The organism is Arthrobacter sp. CAN_A212 (assembly GCF_015752345.1).
In the GTDB taxonomy this organism is placed as follows: Bacteria; Actinomycetota; Actinomycetes; order Actinomycetales; family Micrococcaceae; genus Arthrobacter_D.
This window is the reverse complement of sequence record NZ_JADOUT010000001.1, coordinates 275,381-300,827: the sequence shown is the minus strand read 5'-3', so window position 1 is coordinate 300,827 and position 25,447 is coordinate 275,381. Positions and strand designations below refer to the sequence as shown.

Annotated in this window: 25 protein-coding genes; 17 read left to right on the top strand and 8 right to left on the bottom strand. The window is 64.6% G+C overall.

Annotated elements, in window-relative coordinates; genetic code table 11:
- Window positions 1–79 precede the first annotated feature (79 nt).
- From IWX64_RS01475 to IWX64_RS01460, 4 genes are all read left to right on the top strand, one after another.
- Complete coding sequence (locus IWX64_RS01475) at window positions 80–1,288, top strand: thiolase family protein (protein WP_196865594.1); 1,209 nt, start codon at window positions 80–82, stop codon at window positions 1,286–1,288.
- Window positions 1,288–2,031 carry an enoyl-CoA hydratase/isomerase family protein gene (locus IWX64_RS01470; RefSeq protein ID WP_196865368.1) on the top strand — a complete coding sequence of 248 codons (744 nt, stop codon included), beginning with the start codon at window positions 1,288–1,290 and terminating at the stop codon, window positions 2,029–2,031. Before IWX64_RS01475 ends, IWX64_RS01470 begins: the two co-directional genes overlap by 1 nt.
- Entirely contained in the window at window positions 2,028–2,909 is an 882-nt protein-coding gene (locus IWX64_RS01465; RefSeq protein ID WP_196865367.1) for a 3-hydroxyacyl-CoA dehydrogenase family protein, read from the top strand. The genes IWX64_RS01470 and IWX64_RS01465 overlap by 4 nt, the downstream gene beginning before the upstream one ends.
- A 159-nt stretch (window positions 2,910–3,068) precedes the next feature.
- Window positions 3,069–4,193: a class I SAM-dependent methyltransferase gene (locus IWX64_RS01460; RefSeq protein WP_334683072.1), complete on the top strand. Its 1,125-nt coding sequence runs from the start codon at window positions 3,069–3,071 to the stop codon at window positions 4,191–4,193.
- A gap of 44 nt (window positions 4,194–4,237) precedes the next feature.
- On the opposite strand, the gene IWX64_RS01455 is transcribed toward IWX64_RS01460, so the two are convergent.
- Entirely contained in the window at window positions 4,238–5,116 is an 879-nt protein-coding gene (locus tag IWX64_RS01455; RefSeq protein ID WP_196865366.1) for an SGNH/GDSL hydrolase family protein, read from the bottom strand.
- An 86-nt stretch (window positions 5,117–5,202) separates the two neighbouring features.
- On the opposite strand from IWX64_RS01455, the gene IWX64_RS01450 reads away from it, so the two are divergent.
- On the top strand, window positions 5,203–5,952 hold the full coding sequence (locus tag IWX64_RS01450) for a tyrosine-protein phosphatase (RefSeq protein ID WP_196865365.1): 750 nt from the start codon (window positions 5,203–5,205) through the stop codon (window positions 5,950–5,952).
- A 78-nt stretch (window positions 5,953–6,030) separates the two neighbouring features.
- Window positions 6,031–6,624, top strand: a complete 594-nt coding sequence (locus IWX64_RS01445; protein ID WP_196865364.1) for a GNAT family N-acetyltransferase — start codon at window positions 6,031–6,033, stop codon at window positions 6,622–6,624.
- Between the two features lie 8 nt (window positions 6,625–6,632).
- On the opposite strand, the gene IWX64_RS01440 is transcribed toward IWX64_RS01445, so the two are convergent.
- On the bottom strand, window positions 6,633–6,983 hold the full coding sequence (locus IWX64_RS01440) for a PaaI family thioesterase (protein ID WP_245345874.1): 351 nt from the start codon (window positions 6,981–6,983) through the stop codon (window positions 6,633–6,635).
- Window positions 6,984–7,175: 192 nt separating this feature from the next.
- Between IWX64_RS01440 and paaZ the strand changes: the two genes are divergently transcribed.
- Window positions 7,176–9,260, top strand: coding sequence for a phenylacetic acid degradation bifunctional protein PaaZ (gene paaZ / locus IWX64_RS01435; RefSeq protein WP_196865362.1), 2,085 nt, complete (start codon window positions 7,176–7,178; stop codon window positions 9,258–9,260).
- Window positions 9,261–9,413: 153 nt separating this feature from the next.
- Here the strand turns inward: paaZ and IWX64_RS01430 are convergent, their stop codons facing one another.
- From IWX64_RS01430 to paaI, 3 genes are read right to left on the bottom strand one after another with little or no spacing between them, the layout of a single operon-like run.
- Window positions 9,414–10,022, bottom strand: coding sequence for a TetR/AcrR family transcriptional regulator (locus tag IWX64_RS01430; protein ID WP_196865361.1), 609 nt, complete (start codon window positions 10,020–10,022; stop codon window positions 9,414–9,416).
- Window positions 10,022–11,359: a phenylacetate--CoA ligase PaaK gene (gene paaK / locus IWX64_RS01425; RefSeq protein ID WP_196865360.1), complete on the bottom strand. Its 1,338-nt coding sequence runs from the start codon at window positions 11,357–11,359 to the stop codon at window positions 10,022–10,024. The genes IWX64_RS01430 and paaK overlap by 1 nt, the downstream gene beginning before the upstream one ends.
- Window positions 11,356–11,850, bottom strand: coding sequence for a hydroxyphenylacetyl-CoA thioesterase PaaI (gene paaI / locus IWX64_RS01420; RefSeq protein ID WP_196865359.1), 495 nt, complete (start codon window positions 11,848–11,850; stop codon window positions 11,356–11,358). The genes paaK and paaI overlap by 4 nt, the downstream gene beginning before the upstream one ends.
- Window positions 11,851–12,189: 339 nt before the next feature.
- On the opposite strand from paaI, the gene IWX64_RS01415 reads away from it, so the two are divergent.
- From IWX64_RS01415 to IWX64_RS01395, 5 genes are read left to right on the top strand one after another with little or no spacing between them, the layout of a single operon-like run.
- Window positions 12,190–13,482 (top strand): ABC transporter substrate-binding protein, encoded by a 1,293-nt coding sequence (locus IWX64_RS01415; RefSeq protein WP_196865358.1) that lies wholly within the window; start codon window positions 12,190–12,192, stop codon window positions 13,480–13,482.
- 4 nt (window positions 13,483–13,486) lie between these two features.
- Window positions 13,487–14,470: a carbohydrate ABC transporter permease gene (locus tag IWX64_RS01410; RefSeq protein WP_196865357.1), complete on the top strand. Its 984-nt coding sequence runs from the start codon at window positions 13,487–13,489 to the stop codon at window positions 14,468–14,470.
- Complete coding sequence (locus IWX64_RS01405) at window positions 14,467–15,381, top strand: carbohydrate ABC transporter permease (protein ID WP_196865356.1); 915 nt, start codon at window positions 14,467–14,469, stop codon at window positions 15,379–15,381. The genes IWX64_RS01410 and IWX64_RS01405 overlap by 4 nt, the downstream gene beginning before the upstream one ends.
- On the top strand, window positions 15,378–16,868 hold the full coding sequence (locus IWX64_RS01400; protein WP_196865355.1) for a GH1 family beta-glucosidase: 1,491 nt from the start codon (window positions 15,378–15,380) through the stop codon (window positions 16,866–16,868). The genes IWX64_RS01405 and IWX64_RS01400 overlap by 4 nt, the downstream gene beginning before the upstream one ends.
- Window positions 16,869–16,902: 34 nt before the next feature.
- Window positions 16,903–17,991: a LacI family DNA-binding transcriptional regulator gene (locus IWX64_RS01395; RefSeq protein WP_196865354.1), complete on the top strand. Its 1,089-nt coding sequence runs from the start codon at window positions 16,903–16,905 to the stop codon at window positions 17,989–17,991.
- On the opposite strand, the gene IWX64_RS01390 is transcribed toward IWX64_RS01395, so the two are convergent.
- The 3 genes from IWX64_RS01390 to IWX64_RS01380 all read right to left on the bottom strand — a co-directional run bounded on the left by IWX64_RS01390 (window position 17,928) and on the right by IWX64_RS01380 (window position 21,280).
- On the bottom strand, window positions 17,928–20,108 hold the full coding sequence (locus IWX64_RS01390) for a S9 family peptidase (protein ID WP_196865353.1): 2,181 nt from the start codon (window positions 20,106–20,108) through the stop codon (window positions 17,928–17,930). The genes IWX64_RS01395 and IWX64_RS01390 overlap by 64 nt on opposite strands.
- Window positions 20,109–20,270: 162 nt before the next feature.
- On the bottom strand, window positions 20,271–20,975 hold the full coding sequence (locus tag IWX64_RS01385) for a hypothetical protein (RefSeq protein ID WP_196865352.1): 705 nt from the start codon (window positions 20,973–20,975) through the stop codon (window positions 20,271–20,273).
- Window positions 20,972–21,280 (bottom strand): PadR family transcriptional regulator, encoded by a 309-nt coding sequence (locus IWX64_RS01380; RefSeq protein ID WP_196865592.1) that lies wholly within the window; start codon window positions 21,278–21,280, stop codon window positions 20,972–20,974. Before IWX64_RS01380 ends, IWX64_RS01385 begins: the two co-directional genes overlap by 4 nt.
- Before the next feature lie 208 nt (window positions 21,281–21,488).
- Between IWX64_RS01380 and paaA the strand changes: the two genes are divergently transcribed.
- From paaA to paaE, 5 genes are read left to right on the top strand one after another with little or no spacing between them, the layout of a single operon-like run.
- On the top strand, window positions 21,489–22,493 hold the full coding sequence (gene paaA / locus IWX64_RS01375; protein WP_196865351.1) for a 1,2-phenylacetyl-CoA epoxidase subunit PaaA: 1,005 nt from the start codon (window positions 21,489–21,491) through the stop codon (window positions 22,491–22,493).
- Window positions 22,494–22,841 (top strand): 1,2-phenylacetyl-CoA epoxidase subunit PaaB, encoded by a 348-nt coding sequence (paaB, locus tag IWX64_RS01370; protein ID WP_209728798.1) that lies wholly within the window; start codon window positions 22,494–22,496, stop codon window positions 22,839–22,841.
- Window positions 22,838–23,662 (top strand): 1,2-phenylacetyl-CoA epoxidase subunit PaaC, encoded by an 825-nt coding sequence (gene paaC / locus IWX64_RS01365; protein WP_196865350.1) that lies wholly within the window; start codon window positions 22,838–22,840, stop codon window positions 23,660–23,662. Before paaB ends, paaC begins: the two co-directional genes overlap by 4 nt.
- Before the next feature lie 14 nt (window positions 23,663–23,676).
- The gene (gene paaD, locus IWX64_RS01360; RefSeq protein ID WP_196865349.1) at window positions 23,677–24,234 is read left to right on the top strand and encodes a 1,2-phenylacetyl-CoA epoxidase subunit PaaD; all 558 of its coding nucleotides are present in this window, start codon (window positions 23,677–23,679) and stop codon (window positions 24,232–24,234) included.
- Window positions 24,235–25,407 carry a 1,2-phenylacetyl-CoA epoxidase subunit PaaE gene (gene paaE / locus IWX64_RS01355; protein ID WP_196865348.1) on the top strand — a complete coding sequence of 391 codons (1,173 nt, stop codon included), beginning with the start codon at window positions 24,235–24,237 and terminating at the stop codon, window positions 25,405–25,407.
- Window positions 25,408–25,447: the final 40 nt, after the last annotated feature.

Sequence of the window (25,447 nt, the reverse complement as noted above, 5' to 3'; positions counted from 1 at the left end):
GTCTGTAATATAGAACGAACGGTCAGTAATTGAGCTGGCCGAAGGACTAACAAAATCGCTGATGATTCTGGAGGCAGGCATGGCCGAGGCATTTCTGGTCGGCGGGGTTCGCACCCCGGTAGGACGCTACGGCGGGGCCCTTTCAGGAGTCAGGCCCGACGACCTGGCGGCACTGGCGATCCGCGAAGCCGTAACCCGCGCGGGAATCGACCCCGGGGAAATCGACGAGGTAATCTTCGGCAACGCCAACGGAGCCGGTGAGGAAAACCGCAACGTCGCCCGGATGGCGTCCCTGCTCGCCGGCCTGCCGGAGACGGTTCCCGGCATCACCGTCAACCGGCTCTGCGCGTCAGGCCTGTCAGCAATCATCATGGCCTCCCACATGATCAAGTCCGGGGCAGCAGATATCGTCGTCGCCGGCGGCGTGGAATCCATGAGCCGTGCCCCCTGGGTAATGGAGAAACCCGCCAAGGCCTTCGCTAAGCCGGGCGACGTCTTCGACACCTCCATTGGGTGGCGCTTCACCAACCCGATCTTCGCGGCGCAGGACAAGACCACCTACTCCATGCCTGAGACGGCCGAGGAGCTCGCATCGGTCGACGGGATCACCCGTGACGAAGCCGACGCCTTCGCCCTGCGATCCCATCAACGGGCCCTCGCCGCCATCGAGGCGGGCCACTTCCGCGACGAGATCGTGCCGGTGCCCACCCGTGCAGGGAAGCGGGAGGTCCTCGTCGACACCGATGAGGGTCCTCGCGCTGACACCACGCTCGACGTACTCGCGGGCCTCCGCCCGGTCGTCAAACGCGACGGGGTGGTCACAGCCGGCAACTCCAGTTCCCTGAACGACGGCGCCTCGGCTATCGTCGTCGCTTCAGAAGCGGCGGTAAACCGACTGGGACTCGCAGCCCGCGCCCGCATTCTCGATGGCGCATCGGCGGGCGTGCCGCCGGCGATCATGGGCATCGGCCCGGTCCCCGCCACCCAGAAGGTGCTTCAGCGCACCGGCCTGGGCATCGGCGACCTCACCGCCGTCGAACTTAACGAAGCCTTCGCCACCCAGTCGATCGCCTGCATCCGCAGGCTGGGACTCGATGAGGAAGTGGTGAACCGGGATGGCGGCGCGATTGCCCTCGGACATCCCCTCGGCTCCTCCGGATCGCGCCTCGCCATCACCCTGCTGGGCCGCCTCGAACGTGAGGCACGTGGCGAGGGACGGGCGATCGGACTGGCGACCATGTGCGTCGGCGTCGGCCAGGGCACCGCAATGCTGCTGGAGCGCGTCTAGTGGCTGGGTTCACCACGCTGAAGGTGAGCGACGACGGCGACCGCCTCACGGTCCAGCTGCACCGGCCGGAGGTTCGCAACGCCATTGACCAGACAATGGTCGATGAACTGCATGCAGTGTGCGTCCTTCTGGAGAAAGAGCCCCGGGTCCTGATCCTCGCCGGGAGCAACGGCGTCTTTGCCTCAGGGGCGGATATCGCGCAACTGCGCGAGCGACGGCGGGACGATGCCCTGGCTGGTATCAACTCCACCCTGTTCGCCCGGATCGCCCGGCTGCCCATGCCGGTGATCGCCGCGCTCGATGGGTACGCGCTCGGGGGAGGTGCTGAGCTTGCCTACGCAGCAGATTTCAGGATCGGTACGCCCAGCCTGAAGATCGGCAATCCCGAGACTGGCCTTGGCATCCTCGCCGCGGCCGGTGCAACGTGGCGGCTGCGTGAGCTGGTCGGCGAGCCGCTCGCCAAGGAGATCCTGCTCGCGGGCCGGATCCTGGGGGCTGACGAGGCGCTCGCCGCCAGGCTCATCACCGAAATCCATGAGCCAGACGCCTTGCTCCCCGCCGCCAACGCGCTCGCCGACCGGATCGGACGGCAGGACCCGCTGGCCGTCCGGATCACCAAGTCCGTGTTCCATGCCCCGCCCGAAGCACACCCGGTCATCGACCAGTTGGCCCAGGGAATACTGTTCGAATCCGAGGCGAAGTTCGACCGGATGCAGGCATTCCTCGACAGGAAGAACAAATGACACCAGCACCGGAAACCTCTGACACGGTTCCTATCCCCGACCTCGTCGGCGTCCTGGGCGGCGGCCGGATGGGCGCGGGTATCGCCCACGCGTTCTGCACGGCGGGTGCCACCGTTGTGGTCGTCGAGCGCGACGGCGACGCCGCCGAGGCAGCCCTCCAACGCGTCCTCGACGCACTCGGAAAAAGCGTGCAGCGCGGGACAACGACAGAGACCCTCGACACCCTTTCGGCACGGGTGTCCGTCTCCGTTGACTACGCAGCGTTCGAGTCCTGCGGGTTGGTGGTCGAGGCGGTTCCTGAGGATGCAGACCTCAAGTCAGCCGCCCTCACCGCCGTCGAGGAACGGCTGGCTCCCACCGCATGGCTGGCGACCAACACCTCGTCCCTGTCCGTCAGCGACCTGGCCGAGAGACTGCAGCGCCCCGACCGCTTCTGCGGGCTCCACTTCTTCAACCCGGTGCCCGCCTCAACGCTCATCGAGGTGGTCCTGGCACGGCAGACATCGGACGAGCTGGCCGTTGCAGCGCGCGGCTGGGTGCAGCAGCTGGGGAAGACCCCCGTCGTCGTGAAGGATGCGCCCGGGTTCGCGAGCTCGCGGTTGGGCGTGGCGATCGCGCTCGAGGCGATGAGGATGGTTGAGGACGGTGTTGCCTCGGCCGAGGACATCGACACCGCGATGGTGCTCGGTTATAAACATCCGGTCGGCCCACTGCGGACCACCGACCTGGTGGGGCTGGACGTGCGGCTCGGCATCGCCGAGTACCTGGAGTCGACGCTGGGGGAGCGGTTTGCGCCGCCTCAGCTGCTGCGGGACAAGGTGGCCCGCGGAGAGCTGGGCCGGAAGTCGGGCAAAGGCTTCTTTGACTGGACCGAGTAAACCAGGGGAGGGTCGAGGATTGCTGAAGTTGGTCGACTGGTTTCCACCAGCCAGGGCGAAGGCCTTGCCAGCGACCGCAAGGTGGGCCATAGTGGCAATCCACCGACGGCTTTGGTTGAGGAGCCGCCACACCCGGTGAGGTGTTCCAGGAGGCACCCTTTGAGCCAGCCCAGCCAACCATCACAGGATCACGAGCACACTACCCCAACCGCGGAGGCGGTGGCGCAGCGTGTGCTCGATGCGTCCCTTGGCATGGTCGACGCGCTGGCCATCCATCTGGGAGACCGGCTGGGGTGGTACCGGCAGTTGCGGGATGGCGGACCCGCGACAGCAGCCGAGCTGGCCCAGCGATCCGGGACGAACGAGCGGTATACCCGGGAATGGCTGGAACAGCAGGCGGTCACCGGAATCGTTGCCGTCGCTTCCGGACCGGCGGACGGTGTGGACGCCGCAGTGCGCGAGCGGCGATTCAGCATCCCCCCGGGCGCGGTGGAGGCGCTCACTGATGAGGGCAGCTTGAACTACCTCGCCCCGCTGGCCAGGATGTTTGCGGGCGCCGCAGTACAACTGCCATCCCTGCTGGACGCCTATCGGACCGGAGGCGGCGTGGGGTGGTCAGACTTAGGCGCTGACGCCCGGGAGTCGCAAGCTGATATGAACCGGCCCTGGTTCGAGTCGGTCCTGCCTGGCGCGTTGCGGGGGATCGAACACCTTGATGCGCGGTTGCGCCTCCCCGGGGCCCGGATAGCCGATGTGGGCGCCGGGGGAGGATGGTCGAGCATCGCCCTGGCCCGCGCCTATCCGAACGCCACGGTGGAGGGCTTCGACGTCGACCCCGCATCAGTGAAACTGGCGACAGTCAATGCCACCCATGCGGGCATGCAGGACCGGGTCAGCTTCTGGGAGGCGGACGCCAAGGTGCTCCCCGCAGCGTCCTACGACGCCGTGTTCGCCTTCGAGTGCATCCACGACCTGCCCCACCCCGTGGAGGTCCTCGCCGCGGCCCGCCAGGCGCTCGCCCCGCATGGCACCGTGATTGTCATGGACGAGGCTGTCGCCGACACTTTCACCGCACCGGGGGATGAACTGGAGCGGCTCATGTACGGATTCAGCCTGCTCGTCTGCCTGCCTGATGGCATGTCGCACAAACTCAGCACCGCCACCGGGACGGTGATGCGCCGCGACGTCCTGCACGCGTACGCGGTGGCGGCCGGGTTTGCCGGCATCAGGACGCTACCGATCGAGGACTTCGGTTTCTGGCGGTTCTACGAGCTGCTCCGATAGCCGTGTCTCACCCAGCGCCGGATCCGTTCGGTGCCGGGTCCCGTTCAGCGCGCCAGGGTGGACAGGTTGACCATGCTGCGGACCGCCTTGAAGTAGCCCCGCTCATACCCCCTGGCGTTCGGGTGCAGATCGTCGATTGCGGTGAAACCGGTATAGGTGATCCAGGGGTCCCTGGTCCCGATGCCGTGTCCCTTGAACTTCTGGACCACGTCCACGTACTGCAGACTGTTGGCCTGGGCGTTGTGGCGGATGACCTCATTGAGCGCATCGGTGCCGTCATTGAACAATCGTTGCGCCTCCGTGCTGAGGAGTACTTCGGAGCCCGATCGTGGCGAGAACAGGTGAGGGTAGCCGGTGACCACAATCTCCGCCGTCGGCGCGGCGGCGCGGAGGTCCCCATAGAGGTCATCCAGGGCGGCGGCGAGGGTGGTCTGGGCCTGGAGCGTGCGGGAATCAATGACCTGCTCGCAGACGGCGAGTGGTTGAGTGGCACACGCGCCCACCACCGAGCCGAAGTTGAGATCGTTGCCTCCCGCGGAAAGGGTGACCAGATCGGTGCCCTGTCCGATCAACCCGGCGCCGACGAGTTGCTCCAACTGCTCGGGAAGGTCAGGGACGGCGTCAGTACGGTCGGCGGAAGCCTTCGCTCCGCTGCAGGAGGCGTTAAAGGTCAGTTCGATCCCCCGCCGCTCATCGAGGAGACCAGGCAGCCCCAGCGGTGATTGTCCACAGGCGTTGACATAGGAGCCGGCACCGAATCCCGCGGCGTAGGAGTCCCCCAGCGCTACATAGTCGGCCGACACCCGGTGCCGGTCGGGGGTGGTGGCCGAGGTGGGGCCGGCGACGGTGCCGGCGACCAGGCCAAAAGCGAGAAGTGTGGCGGCAGTGCCGCGTCCCAAGAGGGACCAGACGGGAGTTTTCATGGGTTCAAGGTACTCCTGAAAGGGGCTTCCTGGATACGGGTAGCGGGAAGAACCCGCTACCCGGTCGACACTTGTTAGGGTGGGGCATGACCCCGCACCCAGACCAGGCCACCGACCCCTCCAGCGCGGGAATTGTCGGGTGGGACGGCGCGGTCAACGCCCGCGATCTTGGCGGCTTAGGCGGCCTCATTCAACCGGGCCGGATCTACCGGATGGGCCGCCACGAGTGGATCACCGCTGACGGCTGGCAGCACGCGCACGACGACGGCGTCCGCACCGTCGTCGACCTGCGGAATCCCGGCGAGTTTGGCCGGAGGGACAGCGACCCGGCGGTTGCCGATGAAGCCCTGGGCCGTTTCTTCATCGTCAACCGCCCCACAGAGGACCAGTCCGACGCTGAGTTCATGGAGCTGGTCGGCCCGTACCTGAGCTCACCGAAGTACTATCTGGAGAATTTGCGGCGCTGGCCGGAAAAGATCGTCGCAGTGGTGAGGGCTGTGATCAACGCACCTGACGGCGGAGTCGTGGTCCACTGTTCGGCGGGCCGCGACCGCACTGGCCTCGTGGTGACGGTGATGCTGTCAGCCGCAGGGGTCCCTACCGACGAGATTGTCCAGGATTATGCCAGGGGCGTCCGGGGGATCAACGAGTTCCACTCCACGCAGGAGACTCCCCGAGAGGTTCCGCTGTCCGAAACTGAGCTGATGGAGCGTCTTGACGGTGCGATCGCCCATCTGCGGGAGCTGCTGGATGTCTTCGACGCCGAGCGGTATCTCCTGGATGCGGGCCTCACCGCGGTGGAACTGGCAGCGTTGAGGGCCCGGCTGACCGGCTAGCCTGGCCAGCTGACCTACCCAGCCAGTGGTTCCTCCGCGCAGCCCCCGGGAGGATGGATCGCGTGGTTGAATGAGCCCATGACCGCACTGCTGCCCGTAACGCTGACCGGCCCAACAATCACCCTGGCGCCGCTCTCGACTGAGCACCATGACGGGCTGGTCGATGCCGTCCGGGACGGCGAGCTGTGGAATCTCTGGTACACCTCGGTCCCCACCCCCGAGACGATGGCCGCGGAGATCGACCGGCGGCTGGCGCTCCAGGCCCAGGGCGCCATGCTGCCCTTCACCCTCCGCCGGAATGACAACGGCCAGGTTCTCGGCATGACCACGTACTGCAACATCGATGCCGACACCCCGCGGGTCGAGATCGGCTACACCTGGAACCGTGCCTCCATCCAGGGCACAGGAACGAACCCCGAAAGCAAGTGGCTGCTCCTGGCCCACGCCTTCGACCAGATCGGGTGCACCGCCGTCGAATTCCGCACCCACTGGATGAACCATCAGTCGCGGGATGCGATCATCCGGCTCGGGGCCAAACAGGACGGCGTGTTACGGGCCCACCGGCGGGGGCCCGACGGCAGTCTTCGGGACACCGTCGTGTTCTCGATCGTCGCGGCCGAGTGGCCGCAGGTATTGGCGGGGCTCACCCACCGGCTGGCAAGGAACCGCTAGCGGATGACCTAGCGGCGGTCGATGATCAGGTTGGTGATCCTCAGGCTGCACAGGCGGGCGCCGTCGTCGTTGGTGAGGACCACCTCGTGGGTGGTGAGGGTGCCGCCCAGGTGGATCGGGGTGGCGGTGATCGTGACCAGACCCTCGCGGGCAGACTTGTGGTGGGTGGCTGAGACATCCACGCCCACGGCTGTCTTCCCCATGGTGCTCGCATGGATCACGGCTGCCCAGGACCCCACAGCCTCGCCCACGGCGAGGGAAGCACCGCCGTGCAGCAGACCGAACGACTGCCGGTTGCCCTCCACCGGCATGGTGGCTACCACCCGCTGAACCGACTGCTCAAGAATTTTCACGCCCATCTTCTCGTCGAGTTCGCCAAGCTGAATCTGCCAGACCTGATGGGTCACGGAGGGCTCCTTAGGGAGGAAAGTAACGGGTACGGAAAATGTCGACTAATGTACGCTGGACATATTACCGAACGCCCGTTCAGTTATCCTCCTTCAGGGGGCGGCGGGCGCTTGAGACACCCAGAGGCGAAAGGCAAGTCGACGATGACTTCAACAGCGGTACGCGTTCAGACGGTTCCCAGTTTTATCGAGGATGCCTGGTGGACGCCCGACACCAGCTCCCTGACCGACCGCAACAGTGCGGATGTCAGGGATGCCAGCACCGGCGAAACACTTGCGGTAGTCAGCACCGAGGGCCTCGACGTCGCCCGGGTGGTCGACTACGCGCGCACCACAGGTCAGCGGACGCTGGGCGAATTCACGATCCACCAGCGCGCGCTGATGCTCAAGGCGCTGGCGCAGTTCCTCAACGACCAGCGCACCTCGCTGTACGAACTGTCGGCCCGGACCGGTGCCACGAAAATTGACTCGATGGTGGATATCGACGGCGGGATCGGGGTGCTCTTCACCTTCGGGTCCAAGGGCCGCCGCGAGCTGCCGAACTCGAACGTGGTGGTGGACGGGCCGCCGGAGATTCTTTCGAAGGATGGCACCTTCCTTGGCGAGCACATCTACACCCGGATCCCCGGTGCAGCCGTCCAGATCAACGCCTTCAACTTCCCTGTCTGGGGCATGCTGGAGAAGCTGGCTCCTGCCTTTCTGGCCGGAGTGCCGACCATCGTCAAACCGGCTACGCCCACCGGATACCTGACTGCCGCCGTCGTGAAGTTCATCATCGAGTCCAACATCCTGCCGAAGGGGGCGCTCCAGCTGATCTCCGGGTCCGCTCGTGACCTGCTGGACTACCTGGACTACCGGGACCTGGTGTCCTTCACCGGATCGGCGTCGACCGCCAACAAGCTGAAGTCCCACGACAACGTGGTGCACGGGGGAGTCCGCTTCACCTCCGAAACCGACTCCCTCAACGCCGCGATCCTCGGAGAGGACGCCGTCCCGGGCACACCCGAATTCGACGCGTTCATCAAGTCGCTGGTCACCGAGATCACCGTCAAGGCTGGACAGAAGTGCACGAGCATCCGCCGCACCATCGTGCCCAAGGCGCTGGTGAACGACGTCGTCGCGGCGGCGAAGGAGCGCATTGAGCAGCGCGTCGTCCTCGGCGACCCGCGGGCTGAGGGTGTCACCATGGGCGCCCTCGCATCGCTGGACCAGCTGAGGGACGTCAGAAGCGCCGTCGAGACGATGATCGCGGCCGGCGGTGAGCTGGCCTACGGCACCCTTGATGCTCCCCGCGTCACCCGTGCCGACGGCACGGTGGACACCGTCACCGACGGTGCTTTCATGTCCCCGGTTCTCCTGACCTGGGAAAACGCCGAGGCGATCGAACTCCACACTGTTGAGGCATTCGGTCCGGTGGCGTCGGTGATCGGGTACGACGACGCCGCCCACGCCGTCCGGCTCGCCGCCCTCGGTGCCGGGTCACTGGTGGCGACGGTCTGCACCAACGACCCCGCCGTCGCCCGCGAACTGGTCCTGGGTATCTCCGCCCACCACGGCCGGGTACTGATGCTCAACCGGGAAGATGCCCGCAGCTCCACCGGCCACGGCTCACCCGTTCCTCACCTGGTCCATGGCGGGCCGGGGCGTGCCGGCGGCGGCGAGGAACTCGGTGGTATCCGCTCGGTCCTGCACCACATGCAGCGCACTGCGATCCAGGGATCGCCGAACATGCTCACCGCGGTGACCGGTGTGTGGCATACCGGGGCCGACCAGCGGTTCGATGACGCCCACCCGTTCCGGAAATATCTGGCCACCCTCCGGATTGGGGACGCCGTCCGCTCGGAGCTGCGACAGGTGACCCTCGAGGACATCACCGCGTTCGCGAACAGCACGGGGGACACTTTCTACGCGCATACCAACGAGGAAGCCGCGGCGGCCAACCCGTTTTTCCCCGGCATCGTGGCGCACGGGTACCTGTTGCTGTCCTGGGGTGCGGGATTGTTCGTCGACCCCGCTCCGGGTCCGGTGCTCGCCAACTATGGGCTGGAGAACCTGCGGTTCATCACCCCGGTGGCCGCCGGTGATTCGATCCGCGTCACCCTGACGTCCAAGCGGATCACCCCGCGTGAAGACGAAGAATACGGCGAGGTCGCCTGGGATGCGGTGCTGCACAACCAGAACGACGAGATCGTCGCCACCTACGACGTCCTGACCCTCGTCGAGAAGTAGGTCGCTATCTGCGAACCGACCTTTCTCCGCCGAAAATTCGCCGTGCCGAGTCAGGAAAAGTGGCGACGCCGCAGATTAGCAGTTACCCAACAGCGAGTTTGCGGGGGAAGCACTTTTCTGGGGTCTCGTTGGCCGGGTCCTCGATGCAGCTGATCAGGTGCTGTGGAGCCCGTCGAAGACCATCGTGATGACGTCGTCGGCCAGCTGATCCGGTGACACCGCGCCGCCGGGTTTGTACCACTCGACAATCGAGTTGATGGTGCCGAACAGCAGGCGGGTGGTGGTGCGTGGGTCGATATCGGAGCGCAGGGACCCCTCGGTGCGCGCGGCATCCACCAGCGCCGCCACCTGATGGTCGAAGGCCCGGCGACGTTCCAGGGCGCCACGCTCCACCTCGGTATTCCCCCGGAGCCTCAGCAGCAGGGTCACGAACGGGAGCCGCTCGATCAGCACGGCGATGGTGCCCCTCAACACGAACTCCAGCCGGGCGTCTGCCTTGCCCGAGGTGGCGGCTGGATCGGTCAGCACGGCTTCCAGCCCGCCGAGTGCGTGATCGAGCGCGAGGCGGAGCAGGTCCCCCTTGGAGGGGACATGGTGGTAGATGGCGGACTTGCTGATCCCCAGGTTCTCGGCGAGGATACCCATCGACGTTGCCTCATAGCCGTGTCGGTTGAACACGTCGACGGCGATCGTCAGGACGGTCTGCTGGTCGTAGCCGGGCCGTCCGCGTCGGTTGCCCGTCTGCTGGGAAGCGGTCGGCATCAGCTGCCGCCCTTGGGTCGCAGGTCATAGATGCGGCGGAGTTTGCCGCTCGACCGGGCCAGTGAACCCGGCTCAGCGACGGTGACCGCGCAGCTGGACCCGATGTGGATCTTGATCTGCTCGCTGAGGTGGCTGGCCGCTGTTTCGGCGTCGTGCGCTGAAACCCCTTCCCGTGGTTCGATCTTGACGGTCATGGCATCCATCCGTTGGCCTTCCGGACGGGTGATCTCCAGCTGGAAATGCGGGCTGAGTGCCGGGATGCGAAGCGCGATCTCCTCGATCTGGGTAGGGAAGAGGTTGACCCCGCGGAGGATGATCATGTCGTCGCTGCGTCCGGTGATGCGACCCATCCGGCGCATGCCGGGCCGCGCGGTGCCGGGAAGCAGTCGGGTCAGGTCGTGGGTGCGGTACCTGATGATGGGTAGCGCCTCCTTGGTGAGGGAGGTGAACACCAGTTCTCCGTGCTCGCCGTCGTCGAGCACCTTGTCGGTGAACGGGTCAATGATCTCGGGCCGGAAGTGGTCCTCCCAGATGTGGGAGCCGTCCTTGCTTTCGACGCATTCACCTGCCACACCGGGGCCCATCACCTCGGACAGGCCGTAGATGTCACAGGCATCGAACCCCATCCGGCTCTCCAGTTCGTGGCGCATCTCCTCGGTCCAGGGCTCGGCGCCGAGCACAGCAGTCTTCAGAGACGTGCTGGCGGGGTCGATGCCCGCGGCAGCCATCGCGTCAAGGATGGTGAGCAAATAGGTGGGGGTCGCCAGGATCGCGTCGGGTTCGAAGTCGGAGATCAGCTGGACCTGCCGCTCGGTCTGCCCGCCCGAAATGGGGATCACCGTGCAACCGAGCTTCTCGGCCCCGAAGTGGGCCCCGAGGCCTCCCGTGAAAAGCCCGTAGCCGTACGCGTTGTGGACCTTGTCGCCCTTCTTGACGCCCGACGCGCGGAGCGACCGGGCCACCAGCGTGGCCCAGCGGTCAAGATCACCGGTGGTGTAGCCGACGACCGTCGGGCGGCCAGTGGTGCCCGACGACGCGTGGATCCGCGCCACCCGGTTCTGGGGGACGGCGAACATCCCAAAAGGGTAGGTTCGCCGCAGGTCCTCCTTGGTGGTGTACGGGAAGGCCGAGAGGTCGCTGAGTTCCTTGAGGTCGGTGGGATGCACCCCCGCCGCATCGAACTTGTCCCGGTACAGCGGCACGTTTTCGTAGGCGTACTGCACGGTGTGCTTCAGGCGGGTTAGCTGAAGAGCCTCGATCTGATCGCGGGACATCAGCTCCTCGGCGTCGAGGGTTGCGGGATCCGCGGCGGTGGCCTTGAGTGCCGTGCTGGTCATGGGAGGCTCTTTTCTGTCCTGGTGCCGGTGGAGCTGTCGGAGGTTGCGTTGTTGGGCATGATGCGTTGCGGATTCGGGATGGTGCGGGACCGCCCACGGAACTCGGCAATCGCACGCGTGCCCTCGCTGTTCTCGGCGGTCACCGAAATGTCGTAGAGACCGCTGCGCCCCGCCGACGCGCGGCGGGTGGCGGTGGCAGTCAGTCGGTCGCCGGGCTGCGCGGATGCGAGGAAGGTGATGTCCGCGCCCGAGGCCACCGTGGCAGTTTCGGTCTTACCGACCGGGTTGCAGGCCAGGGCGAACGCCGAGTCGGCGAACGCAAACACCATCCCGCCGTGAGCTATCCCGAACCCGTTCAGCATTTCGTGGCGGAGCGTCATGGTGATCACCGCGTAACCGTCGTCGAGGGCAACGACGTCGATCCCGAGCCAGCGCGAGGCGTGGTCCCGTTCGAGAATCGGATGCGTGGGTTGGACGCCGGTGTCCGCCATTGGAGCCTCACTTAGGTATCGCTGATAGGTGATTCATTTTAGTGACCGAATGTTCATTCAGATAATCCCGCGGGCGGGACGGTGTCAAGAGATGACGCACTAGCGGACGGGTCGATGGCGCACCCGCGTGGCCGGACGCGTTCCATGGCGCATAACGATTTGATTACGGCCGATTCGAGCACGCTCGTCTGACTAGGAGCTTTGGTTCGAAGTGATCCCGAAATGGATCCGTGGAAGCGCTCCCACTTGACATGAGACGCAGGTCACTCAAAGATGAATCAAGAACGTGAGAGCGCTCCCATGACGATTTAGGTCAACACCCGACAAAGGAGTCACCCCGTGCACAATCGAGCAAGATTCACCGCACTATCAGCCAGCGCAGTTTGCCTGGCCCTCGCCGTCTCAGCCTGCGGTTCCAATTCAGCCCCGGCGGGCAATATCGACGACGCTACCGGCGAGTCAGACGTCACCCTCACCGTTGCCACCTTCAACGAGTTCGGGTACGAGGACCTCTTCACCGAATATGAAGAACTCAACGACAACGTCACCATCGAACACAAGAAAGCGGCGACCTCCAACGAGGCCCGTGATAATCTCACGACCCGCCTCGCCGCAGGATCAGGTTTGTCCGACGTCGAAGCCATCGAGGTTGACTGGCTGGCCGAACTGATGGAATTCCCCGACCAGTTCGCTGACCTCGCCGACCCGGCAGTCGACGGCCGCTGGCTGGACTGGAAAACCGAGGCCGCCACTACCCCCGACGGCAAGCTCATTGGGTATGGCACCGACGTTGGCCCCCAAGCTGTTTGCTACCGGTCCGACCTCTTTGAGGAAGCCGGTCTGCCCACCGACAGGGAGGAAGTCGCAACGATGCTCGGCGGTACCTGGGATAGCTACTTCGAGGCTGGCCGGGACTTCGTCGCCGCAAGCGACGGAGTCGCGTGGTTCGATTCGGCGGGAGCCACCTACCAGGGCATGATCAATCAGGTCGAAAACGCCTACGAAACTGAGGACGGCACCATCATCGCCGCCGACAACGCTGAGGTTAAGGAGATCTACGAAACGGTTCTCGCTGCCTCCGTTGACGACAATCTTTCGGCACACCTGGGCCAGTGGAGCGAAGACTGGACCGCAGGATTCCAGTCGGATGCGTTTGCCACCATGCTGTGTCCCGGCTGGATGCTCGGTGTGATTGAAGGCAATGCCGACGGCGTAGAGGGATGGGACATCGCCAACGTCTTTCCCGGCGGCGGCGGCAACTGGGGAGGATCCTATCTGACGGTTCCGGTACAGGGTGAAAACCAGGCCGAGGCCAAGAAACTGGCGGACTGGCTCACCGCACCCGAGCAACAGATCAAGGCGTTCACCTCGAAGGGAACCTTCCCAAGCCAGGTTGATGCTCTCGAAAGCCCGGATCTGCTGAGCGCAACCAACGAATTCTTCAACGAAGCACCCACCGGCGAAATCCTTGCCGAAAGGGCTTTGGCCGTGGATGTCACCCCCTTCAAGGGGCCGAAGTATTTCCCGATCAATGATGCGATGCAGCAGGCCCTGACGCGAGTCGATGTCGATCAGACAGACGACGAGGCATCCTCCTGGGACAAGTTCGTCACCGCGGTCAACGCTCTCTAACATCATGGCCATCACTGACCGCGGGCTGAAACCAGCCCCGCCCCGGCGCCCACCAGAGTCAAGGAGGGTCCGGCGAATAGCTTTCTCCCATCGGCTCTCCCACTGGGATGTGAAGTTCTCCCCCTACCTCTACATCTCGCCGTTCTTCCTCCTGTTCGCCATCACCGGTCTCTTCCCCCTGGGATACACGGCCTGGGTTTCCATTCATAACTGGAACCTGATCGGCGGGCAGGGGGAGTTCACCGGATTGGAAAACTACTCGTTCGTCCTGTCCCAGCCGTTCTTCTGGAATGCAGTGGGCAATACCTTCAGTATCTTCCTGCTGTCCTCGGTGCCTCAGGTGGTGGCGGCGCTGGTCATTGCGGCTTTCCTTGACGCCAACCTCAGGGCAAAAACGTTCTGGCGGATGGGGGTCCTGATTCCCTTCGTCGTCGCGCCCGTTGCTGTTGGTCTGATCTTCAACAATCTCTTTGCTGACCAATTTGGACTGGTCAACGAAATCCTGCGGTTTCTCGGGTTTGAGGGAATCCGGTGGCATTCTGATGCCACTGCCAGCCATGTGGCCATTGCCACCATGGTGAACTTCCGCTGGACCGGATACAACACCCTGATCTTCCTCGCCGCTATGCAGGCGATTCCCAGGGACGTCTATGAGTCAGCAGCGATCGATGGTGCGGGCCGGCTGCGCCAGTTCTTTTCCCTCACGGTCCCAATGCTGCGACCCACAGTAATCTTTGTGGTGATCACCTCCACCATTGGCGGACTTCAAATCTTTGATGAGCCACGCGTCTTCGACCAGTATGGGCTGGGCGGGTCAGACCGACAGTGGCAGACCCTCACCATGTACATCTGGGAACTCGGGTGGGGGCAACGCAACTTTGGACGCGCGTCAGCCGTTGCCTGGCTGCTGTTCCTCATCATCGTGCTGATCGCTGTGCTGAACTTCTTCATCACCCGTCGCATCGCTAACCAGGGAGGTGCCAAGTGAGTTCCATACCGTTGATCGCACAGACAGCCGGCAAGGGAGCGGCGAAGGCTGCCGCCCGTAAGGGCGGCCGCCGACGGCGCCCGGGTCCAGGGGGGACCGGCCGGCGTCCGGGTTTCATCACCTACGGCTTCCTCGGCGCAGTCCTGCTGGGTTCGTTGTTTCCGCTGTACTGGTCGTTCCTCGTCGGCAGTCACGACAGCACTGTTCTCTCGAGAGGGATCCCCTTAAGCCCGGGAGGCAACTTCCTGGCCAACGCGGCAGAAGTGATGGATAGCATCCCGTTCTGGCAAGCGCTAGGCAACTCCCTGGTGGTGTCCACCGTCACGGCGTTTTCGGTGGTGTTTTTCTCCACGCTGGCGGGGTTTGCCTTCGCGAAACTGAAGTTCAGGGGCAGCAAATGGCTGCTGGTGTTCGTCATTGCCACCATGGCTGTGCCGACCCAGCTCGGTGTGGTGCCATTGTTCATCGTCATGTCCAGGTTCGGTTGGACCGGGTCTCTGTGGGCGGTCATCATCCCGGCCCTCGTGACGGCGTTCGGTGTGTTCTGGATGACCCAGTACATCAGGGAAGCCCTGCCCGATGAGCTGATCGAGGCGGTGCGGGTGGACGGCGCGTCAATGATCAGGGCGTTCTGGCATGTGGGCCTTCCGGCCGCGCGGCCCGCCGCCGCCATGCTGGCCCTCTTCACCTTCATGGCCACGTGGACCAACTTCTTCTGGCCGTTCATTGTGCTCGATCCCAGTAACCCCACCCTTCCGGTGGCACTGCAGCTACTGCAGGCAGCACACTTCGTCGACTACTCAGTGGTTCTCGCAGGTGCAGTGCTTTCGACCATTCCGCTCCTGCTGGTATTCGTTATTGCAGGACGCCAACTCGTTTCAGGAATCATGCAAGGAGCAGTTAAAGGATGACCACTACACCCATCACCTTTCCAGAGGGTTTCCTCTGGGGTGCAGCCACGGCTGCCTACCAGATCGAAGGGGCGGCCCACGAGGGCGGCCGGCAGGATTCCATCTGGGACGTGTTTTCTCGGGAGCCCGGCGCGGTGGCCGATGCGCACAACGGTGACATCGCCTGCGACCACTACCACCGGTCGGCTGAGGACGTTGCTCTGATGAAACAGCTCAACCTTCAGGCCTATCGCTTCTCGACCTCCTGGGCCAGGTGCATGCCGGACGGTGTGACTCCCAACGTCGAGGGAATCGAGTTCTATTCACGGCTGGTGGACCAGCTCGTCGCCGCAGGGATCAAGCCCTGGCTGACGTTGTACCACTGGGACCTGCCGCAAGCTCTGGAAGCCCAGGGTGGGTGGGCTAATCGTGAAACCGCCTACCGGTTCGCCGAGTATGCCGCGGTAATGCATGAGGCCCTTGGCGACCGGGTCCGTATCTGGACCACACTGAACGAGCCGTGGTGCTCCGCATTCCTGGGCTATGCAGGGGGAATCCACGCGCCGGGACGTCAGGAACCGCGTGCGGCACTGGCGGCCGCGCACCACCTGCTCCTGGGACACGGCCTGGCCGCGCAGGAGCTACGTCGCCGCGACCCATCCGTAGAGCTGGGTCTTACCCTGAATCTCACGGTGCCGGATCCTGTGGATCCAGCCAGTGATGCCGACGTCGATGCCGCTCGCCGCATCGATGGCCAGTTCAACCGGATCTTCCTTGATCCGGTGTTCCGGGGAGAATACCCCGAGGATGTGCTCGACGACGTCCGCCACCTCGGTCTGGACGACTTCATTCAGAGCGGTGATCTGGCCATCATTGCCGAGCCTCTCGACCTTTTGGGAGTGAACTACTACCACGGCGAGGCAGTCACAGCGTCAGCAGACCCAGCCGATGGCGGCAGTCAAGCACCGGAGGGGCGGCCTGTCTCGTCACCGTACGTGGCGGCCGACGGGATCCGTTCGATTCCGCGGGGTCTCCCCGTCACCGGGATGGGCTGGGAGGTGCAACCCGAGGGGCTGCGACGGCTCCTGGGACGCGTCCACCGGGAATACACCGGTCCTGCCGGGATCCCGGTCTATATCACCGAGAACGGGGCTGCTTACGACGACCTGCCCGATGACCTCGGTTATGTGGACGACCAGGACCGCTTGGCCTATTTCGAGGCGCACCTGCGCGCCGTGAAGGAGGCGATCAACGATGGTGCCGATGTCCGCGGATATCTTGCCTGGTCCTTCCTCGACAACTTCGAGTGGGCCTGGGGCTATCACCAGCGTTTCGGTCTGGTCCGGGTTGACTATGACACCCAACAGCGGATCCCCAAAGCAAGTGCCCTGTGGTTTTCGCAGGTAGCTAAGACAAACGCGCTACCGCCCTCAGCGCGCTCCATCGATAGTGCCTCCATGGAGGGGGCGGCAGGGCCGGGGGAGGTCATGGCAACCGTCCCCCGGTGAGCTTCACCGGCGGCCATCGTGTCGTATCCTCTAAATGATGGAAGATCAGCAGCGACGAACAGAGCGTCTCGGACTTGCCCAGCCGTTGGCTGCCAAGTCCACTCCCACTCTTGAGGATTTGGCGGCGGCCGCCGGCGTGTCCCGGTCGACGGCGTCGCGCGCCATCAATGGTGGGAGCAGGGTGAGCCCCGAGGCCCAGGCGGCGGTTGACGCTGCTGTTGTCGCCCTCGCCTACACGCCCAACCGCGCCGCCCGGTCGCTGGTCACCCGGCGTACCTCCTCCATAGCGCTGGTGATTCCCGAACCTGACATGCGGGTCATGATGGACCCGTTCTTTGCGATGGTGATTACCGGTGTTACCGAATCACTCAGAGATACCGATGTGCAGATGGTCCTGCTGATGTCGCGCAGCGACGATTCCGCGAGGACCGTCCGCTATTTGCGCGGTGGTCACGTGGACGGGGCAATCGTGGTCTCTCACCATCAGGGTGACAGTTGGGTTGGTCCACTTGCAGAAAGTGGCCTGCCGATGATTTTCATCGGCAGGCCATGGCAGAGCGGTCCGGGCCTGACCTATGTCGACACCGACAATTACGGGGGAGGCATCCAGGCGGCGCGTCATCTGATCGCGGCGGGAAGTAAGCGCCCCGCCACTATCGCGGGCCCCGCCGATATGACCGCAGCAGTGGACCGACTTCGCGGTTGGCAGGCCGGGCTACGCGAGGCAGGCCTGGCGCCGAGCCCCGTCGAGTTCGCTGACTTCACCACGGTGGGGGCAGCAGCAGCAACCCGGCGGCTGATGGATGCTGTGCCCGGAACCGACGCCATTTTTGCTGCTTCTGACCTGATGGCCGTGGGAGCGCTCGAGGTGCTTCGCGATCGTGGCCTGCAGGTGCCCGGCGATGTAGCGCTCCTGGGTTACGACAACCACAGCATTTCAGCCTTGGCCAACCCGACCCTGTCCACCATCACCCAACCGATGGCGGAGATGGCAGCAAAGGCGGGTGCCATGCTCCTCGAGGAAATCGAAGCGCCTGGCACCCACCCTGATCCGGTCATCTATCCCGCTGAACTGGTGGTGAGGCGCTCCTCGGCGCCCAGTGCGGCGGCCACAAAGGCGTAGTCCCAGGCAACGTCCTTCCATTTCTCGTACCGGCCACTGGCGCCGCCGTGTCCGCCGTCCATCTCGGTCTTCAGGAGGATCGGTTCGCTGCCGGTGGTCGTTTCACGGAGTTTAGCCACCCACTTGGCGGGCTCCACGTACAGCACCCGCGTGTCGTTGAAGCTGGTTACCGCGGCAATCCGGGGGTAGGCGGTCGACTGGATGTTCTCGTAGGGGGTGTATTCCTTCATGTACCGGTACACCTCGGGGTCGGTGATGGGGTTGCCCCATTCTTCCCATTCCAGGGCCGACAACGGCAGCTCGGGATCGAGGATGGTGGTCAGCGCGTCGACGAACGGCACCTGGGCCACGACCGCCCGGTACATTTCGGGTGCAAGGTTGGTGATGGCGCCCATCAGCAGGCCACCCGCCGACCCGCCCATGGCGGCGATCCGGGCCGGATCAACGAAGGGTGACGCCGCCACGTGGCGGGTGGCGTCCACGAAGTCGGTGAACGTGTTCTTCTTGGTGAGCTTCTTGCCGCCCTCATACCAGGTACGGCCCATCTCGCCACCACCCCTGATGTGCGCGACGACGAAGACCACGCCGCGGTCCAGGAGCGAAAGCCGCGAGATGGAGAAGCCGGGATCCATGCTGATCTCGTAGCTGCCGTAGGCGTACACCAGCGCCGGGTTGCTGCCATTCGCAGGAAGGTCAGCTCGCCGCAGCACCGAGAGCGGCACCAGGGTACCGTCGGTGGCGGTGGCCCATTGCCGCTCGGCCACGTAGTCCTCCGGCCGGTATCCGCCGCGCACCTCGGTCTGCTTGCGGAGCAGCAGGCTGCCGGTGTCGAGCACATAGTCGTAAACGCGTGGGGGAGTGAAGAACGAGGTGTAGGAGAGCCTGATGATCGGTGAGTCGAACTCCGCGTCGGCCAGGTGACAGGTGAACAGCTCCTCATCGAATGCTGGTTCCTCGGGGACGGGCTGGGTGGTGGTCCCGAGCCCCTCGAGCGGGAGCACCTGGACCCGCTCGATGGTGTCCTTGCGGACAGAGACGACGAGGTGTGTGGAGGTGACGGCGACGCCACCGACGCGGACGGCGTCGTCGTGCTCCACCACGGTCCGCCACTGCTGGTCGGCGAGCGGCTTCCTGAACTCGGATTCGGCGGCGAGGCTGACCATCGAGTTCTTGGCGTTCCGGTTGTGGGTCAGCACGTAGTGGCGCTCGCCGTCGATCGTCACTGGATCCGCCTCGTAGAGCACCTTCTCGCTGCGCGGGATCAGCGTGAGGAGACCGGCGGACGGGTTGGCCAGGTCGAGCACGCGGTACTCGCTGTACTCGGAGCAGCCGATGCCGATGATGAGCTGCGAGCGGTCGGCGGACAGGTCGAAACCGGTCCACATCGCGACGTCGTCCTCCTGGTACACCACAGCGTCCTGTTCCACCGGGGTGCCGAGGGTGTGGGACTTGATTTGGTACGGGCGCCACGAGTCGTCGACCACCGTGTAGAACACCTGGGTGCCATCAGGGGAGAATGCCAGGCCGTAGAAGATGTGGGGCACTACGTCGGGAAGCAGTTCGCCGGTGCGCAGGTCCTTGATCCGCAGGGTGAATCGCTCGTCGCCGGCGTTGTCCTCGCAGTAGGCCAGCAGGTGCCCGTCCTCGGTGACAGCCAGCCCGCCGAGAGAGAAGAACGGCTTTCCCTCGGCCTCGGCGTTGCCGTCCAGCATGATCTGTTCGCCGTCGATCGGCTGGCCCGGGACTATTTCCGGTGGGGTCCAGTCCCTGTTGAGGTCCCCGGTGTCAGCGGCAGCGACCCGGCAGTTGATGGCATACTGTTTGCCCTCCTCGGTGCGGGCGTAATACCACCAGCCCCGTTTGCGGGAGGGAACCGACAGGTCGGTCTCCTGCGTGCGGTTCTTGATCTCGGTGAAGATGTCCTGCCGGAGCTTCTCCTGGCCAGCGGTCACGGCCTGGGTGTACTCGTTCTCGGCGGTGAGGTGGGCAACCACCTCGGGGCTTTCCTTTTCCCGCAGCCACTCATACTCATCCACGAAGGTGTCCGAATGGTGCACGCGCTCCGTCGGAACCTTCTTGGCGACGGGCGGGGCGGGAAAATGCGTCTCTGCAGTCATGGAATCCATCCTGCCAGAGACTCCGGCGTGCAGGTTTCCCCAGGTTCTGCGGCCCACACCGCGTGGCGGGCTGCGACGCGCCGGTCAATGGCCGACGACGGCGGCAGCACCTGGGGGATCCGGTACGCCCTGGTGGGGTGTCAGAGAGCCGGGGGTTGCGGCTCAGGCGGACAGGAAGGCGCCAGCGGTGAAAATGCCCGCGCCGATGGCCATCAGCCAAGGCACGGCTGCAACCACCGCTCGTTCCACGGCCGTTTCCTGTTCCGGAACGCCAGCATTGGCCGGGCGGACGATTCCCTCGCTGCTATTGACCGACGCACGGGTCCAGAATCCAGCGCCGATGATTATTGCGCCCGACAGGATGGACGCGGGAACGGCCGGGGCTTCCCACAGTGGAAGACCGAGAAGTCCCGGCAGGACCGATGCCAGGACGCCAAAGCCCACGACCGCCAGCCAGATCGCAAGCAGCACCCACCACTTCCTCACCATCGTGAAAATGTTCCTCGCAATCAGGAGCATGGCGATCCCGAGAACCAGGAACACGGCGAACTCGACCCCGCTGAAGCTCACCGGTTCGCCCTGGGTTGCAGCCGAGATCGAGGGGAGGTAGATCAGCAGTCCGAAGATGCCCAGCAACGCGGGGATGAGTATCCGGGGGAAACCTGGCTCCGGTGTGGTGGGCAGCTCGAGGGCCTGCGCATAGGCCACCGGGTCCCCGAAGGACTCCGCAGCAGATTCCCCACTATCGGCCAGATGGGATTCGACTGATGCCTTGGCATCACCAATATCCCGGCCGTTGACTCCCCGGTGGGAAAGCTCAAGAACAAAATCCGTCAACCACTGCTGGTCCTTTTTGGTGTCGTTCACTGGGTGTCTCCGTTCAGGTGGGTCAGTGTCTGGGCGGTGAAGGCCCGCCAGTCGGTGGCTTGCTGAGCCAGCTCGGCGCGGCCGGCGTCGGTGAGCGAGAAGTACTTGCGGCCCGGGCCGCCGTCCCCGGCTCGCCACTCGGTGGTGACCAGCTGTGCCGCTTCGAATCGGGTCAGCAGGGGATACAGGGTGCCGCCCTTGATCGAGCCCAACCCCGCTTCCGCCAGGGCGGCGGCAATCGCGTAGCCGTAGGTGGGTCCGCCGTCGAGGACCTTGAGCACACTCATGCCGAGTACGCCCCGCATCCACTCGCTGGGCCATTGTTTGTCAGTCACGTGTTTGTCAGTCACGGCTATATAGTTGCACTAACTAGTCAGGCTGTCTACCTAGTTCGAGGATAACTTCACTGACTGTTGACTGTCCGGTGGCCGTCCCGATATCCTGAACGAACGGTCGGTAATTACCCTGCGGCCGACATCGCGTACTTTTGACGCTCACAGTGAGGTGACCACCATGGCAACAGCACCAGCAGTTGGCCAGACGCCGGCCGAATCAGCCAACGAGACCGAAGACGAGCGCGCCGGACGGGAACAGTTCGAGCGACTCATCAGCGAGGACTCACGGATCGAGCCCCGCGACTGGATGCCCGAGGCCTACCGGAAGACCCTTGCGCGGCAGATCTCCCAGCACGCACACTCCGAGATCATCGGCATGCAGCCCGAGGCCAACTGGATCTCCCGCGCTCCCTCGCTCAAGCGCAAGGCCATCCTCATGGCCAAGGTACAGGACGAGGCTGGCCACGGCCTGTACCTCTACTCGGCCGCCGAAACCCTGGGCACGCCCCGGGACAAGATGACCGAGGATCTGATCGCGGGTAAGGCCCGCTACTCAAGCATCTTCAACTACCCCGCCGTCACCTGGGCGGACATGGGTGCCATCGGCTGGCTGGTCGACGGCGCCGCGATCGCCAACCAGGTGCCGCTCTGCCGGGCCTCCTACGGCCCCTACGGCCGCGCCATGGTGAGGATCTGCAAGGAAGAATCTTTCCATCAGCGCCAGGGCTTCGAGATCCTGCTGGAACTCGCGAACGGCACCCCGGCCCAGAAGGAAATGGCCCAGGACGCCGTCAACCGCTGGTATGCCCCCTCGCTGATGATGTTCGGCCCGCCCGACGATGATTCGCCCAACTCCAAGCAGTCGATGGCCTGGAACATCAAGCGGTTCTCCAACGACGAACTCCGCTCACGCTTTGTGGGCATGATGGTGGAGCAGGTGAAGGTCCTCGGCCTGACCCTCCCTGATGACCAGATCCGGTTCAACGAGGACACCCAGCAGTGGGAGCACGCCCCACTCGACTGGGACGAGTTCAAGGAAGTTCTCGCCGGCAGGGGTCCCTGCAACGCCCAGCGGATGGAACGCCGTCGTGAAGCCCACGAAGATGGCGCCTGGGTGCGCGAAGCAGCGGCGGCCTACGCCGACAAACGAGCCGCAGCGGCAACACAGCAGAAGGCGGCCTAGATGACCGGCGGTTCAACCACAGGCGACGACGGTTCGGTGGCACCAGCCCCGGTAGCTCCCGAGAAGCGCCAGCCCTGGCCGCTATGGGAGGTCTTCGTCAGATCCTCCCGCGGTCTGTCGCACGTTCACGCTGGCTCCCTGCACGCCCCCGACGCCGAGATGGCCGTCAGGAACGCACGGGACCTGTACACCCGGCGCAACGAGGGCGTCAGTCTGTGGGTGGTGCCGGCGTCGTCGATCATCACCAGCGATCCCGACGCCAAGGGCCAGTTCTTCGAATCCCCGCAGGGCAAGGACTACCGGCATGCGACCTATTACACGAAGAGCGATGGGGTGAAGCACCTGTGAATGAATCCAACACCAGCGCCACCCGGATCACTCCGGGGAACGCCTTGCGCCCCGAGGACATCGCCGCCGCGGACCTGCGGCCGAGCACCGACGTGGCCGAGTACGCGCTGCGCCTCGGTGACGACTCGCTGATCCTCTCCCAACGGCTCGGCTGGTGGATCTCACGGGCACCGGAACTGGAAGAGGACGTGGCACTGGGCAACATTGCCCTGGACCTGATTGGCCACGCCCGGTCCTTCCTCAGCTATGCAGGCCATGGCCTCGACAAGACCGAGGACGATCTGGCCTACTTCCGCCGCGAACCTCAGTTCCGCTGCGCGCACCTGTTTGTCCAGCCGAACGGCGATTTCGCCCGCACCATCGCCCGCCAGTTGGTGGTTTCGCACTACCAGTTCGAGCTGTACTCCCGGCTGATGCATTCGTCCGACGCCACCCTGGCGGCTATCGCCGCGAAGGCCGTCAAGGAAGTGGATTACCACCGCGACCACAGCAGCCAGTGGGTGCTGCGCCTTGCCCTGGGCACCGACGAGTCCCGCCGCCGCATGATCGCCGGGCTGAAACTGACCTGGCCCTACGTCGAGGAACTGTTCGTCGACGACCAGCTCATCGACACCCTCGGTGACGCGGCGGTCCGCCCGAGCACCCTCCGCGCGCCGTTCGACTCCCTCATCGGTTCACTATTCGCCGAGGCCGAACTGGACATCCCCCAGGTACCCGCTGCGGTTGGTGGCGGCCGCGCCGGCAAGCACAGCGAACACCTCGGCTACCTGCTCGCCGAAATGCAGGTGCTCGCCCGCGAGCACCCCGGCGCCACCTGGTAACGGAGGCTACAGCCATGAGCATTGAGATCAGCAGCACCAACACTGGCAGTACCAACACTGGCAGTACCAACACCGCGCATCGCCCCGTCGACGCCGCGACCGCCCGTGTCTGGGACATCGCCGCCACCGTGGTTGACCCCGAGATCCCGGTCCTCACTATCGAGGATTTGGGCATCCTGCGCCAGGCAACGGTCGACGACGACGGCGCCGTCACCGTGACCATTACGCCCACCTATTCGGGCTGCCCCGCCATGGACGCGATCCGGGATGACGTCACGTGTGCGCTCGCCGGACACGGGTACAGCGATGTCCGGGTGCGGCTCACGCTCGCTCCGGCCTGGACCACCGACTGGATGACCAGTGCCGGCAAAGCCAAACTGGACGAGTACGGCATTGCCCCGCCCACCGGCCTCGCTGCGGCGGGACCCATCCGGGTGGGACTCAGCGTGAAGTGCCCCCAGTGTTCCTCCCTCAATACCCGCGAACTCACCCGCTTCGGTTCCACTTCCTGCAAGGCGCTCTATGTCTGCCAGGACTGCAAGGAACCTTTCGACTATTTCAAGGTGCTCTAGATGGCAGTCAAGCTCGCCCCGTCCACCCAGCGCCGCACGGCCTTCAACGAACTCACCGTCGCCGAGGTTAGACGGCTCACCGGCGACGCCATCGAGGTCACCTTCGCCGTCCCCGACCATCTGACCGACAAGTACAACTACCTGCCGGGCCAGTACGTTGCCTTGCGCACCACCCTCGATGTCGACGGCTCACCCGTCGAAGTGCGCCGTAGCTATTCCATCTGCGCCGAACCGGTGCCTGGGGAAATCCGGGTGGCGATCAAGAAAGACCTTGGCGGCGTGTTTTCCAGCTGGGCGAACGAATCGCTGAAGGCTGGCGACCGGCTCGACGTCATGAGCCCGATGGGGCAGTTCATCTCCAAGCATGAAATGAACGAGCTCAACCGGCCCGAGCACCTCCAGCAGAACCTCACCGTCGCTGGGGAGTCGACCTTTGTTGCCGTGGCTGCCGGGTCCGGCATCACACCGGTGATCGCTATCGCCCGGACGGTCCTGGCCGCCAACGATTTTGTGCGCTTCGATTTGATCTATGCCAACAAGGCAGCGATGGACGTGATGTTCCTGGAAGAACTCGCTGACCTCAAAGACCGCTACCCGGCACGGTTTGCCCTGCACCATGTGCTGTCCCGCGAACAACGGATTTCGCCGTTGCTCAGTGGACGGATCGACGCGGACAAACTAGAGAAGCTGCTGGGCACGGTGATCCGGACCGACGATGTTGACGAGTGGTTCCTCTGCGGGCCCTTTGAACTCGTCCAGCTGTGTCGAGACACTCTCGGGGAGCGGGGTGTGGCGCCCGAAAAGATCCGGTTCGAGCTCTTTTCGACCGGCGAGCCTACCCGGCCGGAAGGGCAGATCGGCCGTCCGGTCCGCGCCGACGATAGCGGTGACAATTACACCATCTCCTTCAACCTCGACGGGTTGCAGGGCAAGGTGGACAGCCCCACCCATGCCCGGGAGTCAATTCTCAACGCGGCGCTCCGGGTGCGCCCTGATGTGCCGTTCGCCTGCGCCGGCGGTGTCTGCGGCACCTGCCGCGCGAAACTCGTCTCCGGCACCGTGGAGATGGAAGAGAACTACGCGCTGGAGGCGGACGAAATCGAGAAGGGCTACGTGCTCACCTGCCAGTCCCGACCCACCAGCGACGCAGTCTCGGTGGACTACGACGCCTGAGCTATTTCATAAACTTTCATGTTTCTGCATCCAAAGAGCC

What these genes read in the sequence shown, in the direction of transcription:
- IWX64_RS01410 (WP_196865357.1), top strand. Translation starts at nt 13,487, where the DNA reads ATGGCCATCACTGACCGCGGGCTGAAACCAGCCCCGCCCCGGCGCCCA.
- paaE (WP_196865348.1), top strand. Translation starts at nt 24,235, where the DNA reads ATGGCAGTCAAGCTCGCCCCGTCCACCCAGCGCCGCACGGCCTTCAAC.
- IWX64_RS01395 (WP_196865354.1), top strand. Translation starts at nt 16,903, where the DNA reads ATGATGGAAGATCAGCAGCGACGAACAGAGCGTCTCGGACTTGCCCAG.
- paaB (WP_209728798.1), top strand. Translation starts at nt 22,494, where the DNA reads ATGACCGGCGGTTCAACCACAGGCGACGACGGTTCGGTGGCACCAGCC.
- IWX64_RS01465 (WP_196865367.1), top strand. Translation starts at nt 2,028, where the DNA reads ATGACACCAGCACCGGAAACCTCTGACACGGTTCCTATCCCCGACCTC.
- paaZ (WP_196865362.1), top strand. Translation starts at nt 7,176, where the DNA reads ATGACTTCAACAGCGGTACGCGTTCAGACGGTTCCCAGTTTTATCGAG.
- IWX64_RS01390 (WP_196865353.1), bottom strand. Translation starts at nt 20,108, where the DNA reads ATGACTGCAGAGACGCATTTTCCCGCCCCGCCCGTCGCCAAGAAGGTT.
- paaK (WP_196865360.1), bottom strand. Translation starts at nt 11,359, where the DNA reads ATGACCAGCACGGCACTCAAGGCCACCGCCGCGGATCCCGCAACCCTC.
- paaD (WP_196865349.1), top strand. Translation starts at nt 23,677, where the DNA reads ATGAGCATTGAGATCAGCAGCACCAACACTGGCAGTACCAACACTGGC.
- IWX64_RS01455 (WP_196865366.1), bottom strand. Translation starts at nt 5,116, where the DNA reads ATGAAAACTCCCGTCTGGTCCCTCTTGGGACGCGGCACTGCCGCCACA.
- IWX64_RS01380 (WP_196865592.1), bottom strand. Translation starts at nt 21,280, where the DNA reads ATGCGGGGCGTACTCGGCATGAGTGTGCTCAAGGTCCTCGACGGCGGA.
- IWX64_RS01445 (WP_196865364.1), top strand. Translation starts at nt 6,031, where the DNA reads ATGACCGCACTGCTGCCCGTAACGCTGACCGGCCCAACAATCACCCTG.
- paaA (WP_196865351.1), top strand. Translation starts at nt 21,489, where the DNA reads ATGGCAACAGCACCAGCAGTTGGCCAGACGCCGGCCGAATCAGCCAAC.
- IWX64_RS01450 (WP_196865365.1), top strand. Translation starts at nt 5,203, where the DNA reads ATGACCCCGCACCCAGACCAGGCCACCGACCCCTCCAGCGCGGGAATT.
- IWX64_RS01400 (WP_196865355.1), top strand. Translation starts at nt 15,378, where the DNA reads ATGACCACTACACCCATCACCTTTCCAGAGGGTTTCCTCTGGGGTGCA.
- IWX64_RS01430 (WP_196865361.1), bottom strand. Translation starts at nt 10,022, where the DNA reads ATGCCGACCGCTTCCCAGCAGACGGGCAACCGACGCGGACGGCCCGGC.
- IWX64_RS01475 (WP_196865594.1), top strand. Translation starts at nt 80, where the DNA reads ATGGCCGAGGCATTTCTGGTCGGCGGGGTTCGCACCCCGGTAGGACGC.
- paaI (WP_196865359.1), bottom strand. Translation starts at nt 11,850, where the DNA reads ATGGCGGACACCGGCGTCCAACCCACGCATCCGATTCTCGAACGGGAC.
- IWX64_RS01440 (WP_245345874.1), bottom strand. Translation starts at nt 6,983, where the DNA reads ATGGGCGTGAAAATTCTTGAGCAGTCGGTTCAGCGGGTGGTAGCCACC.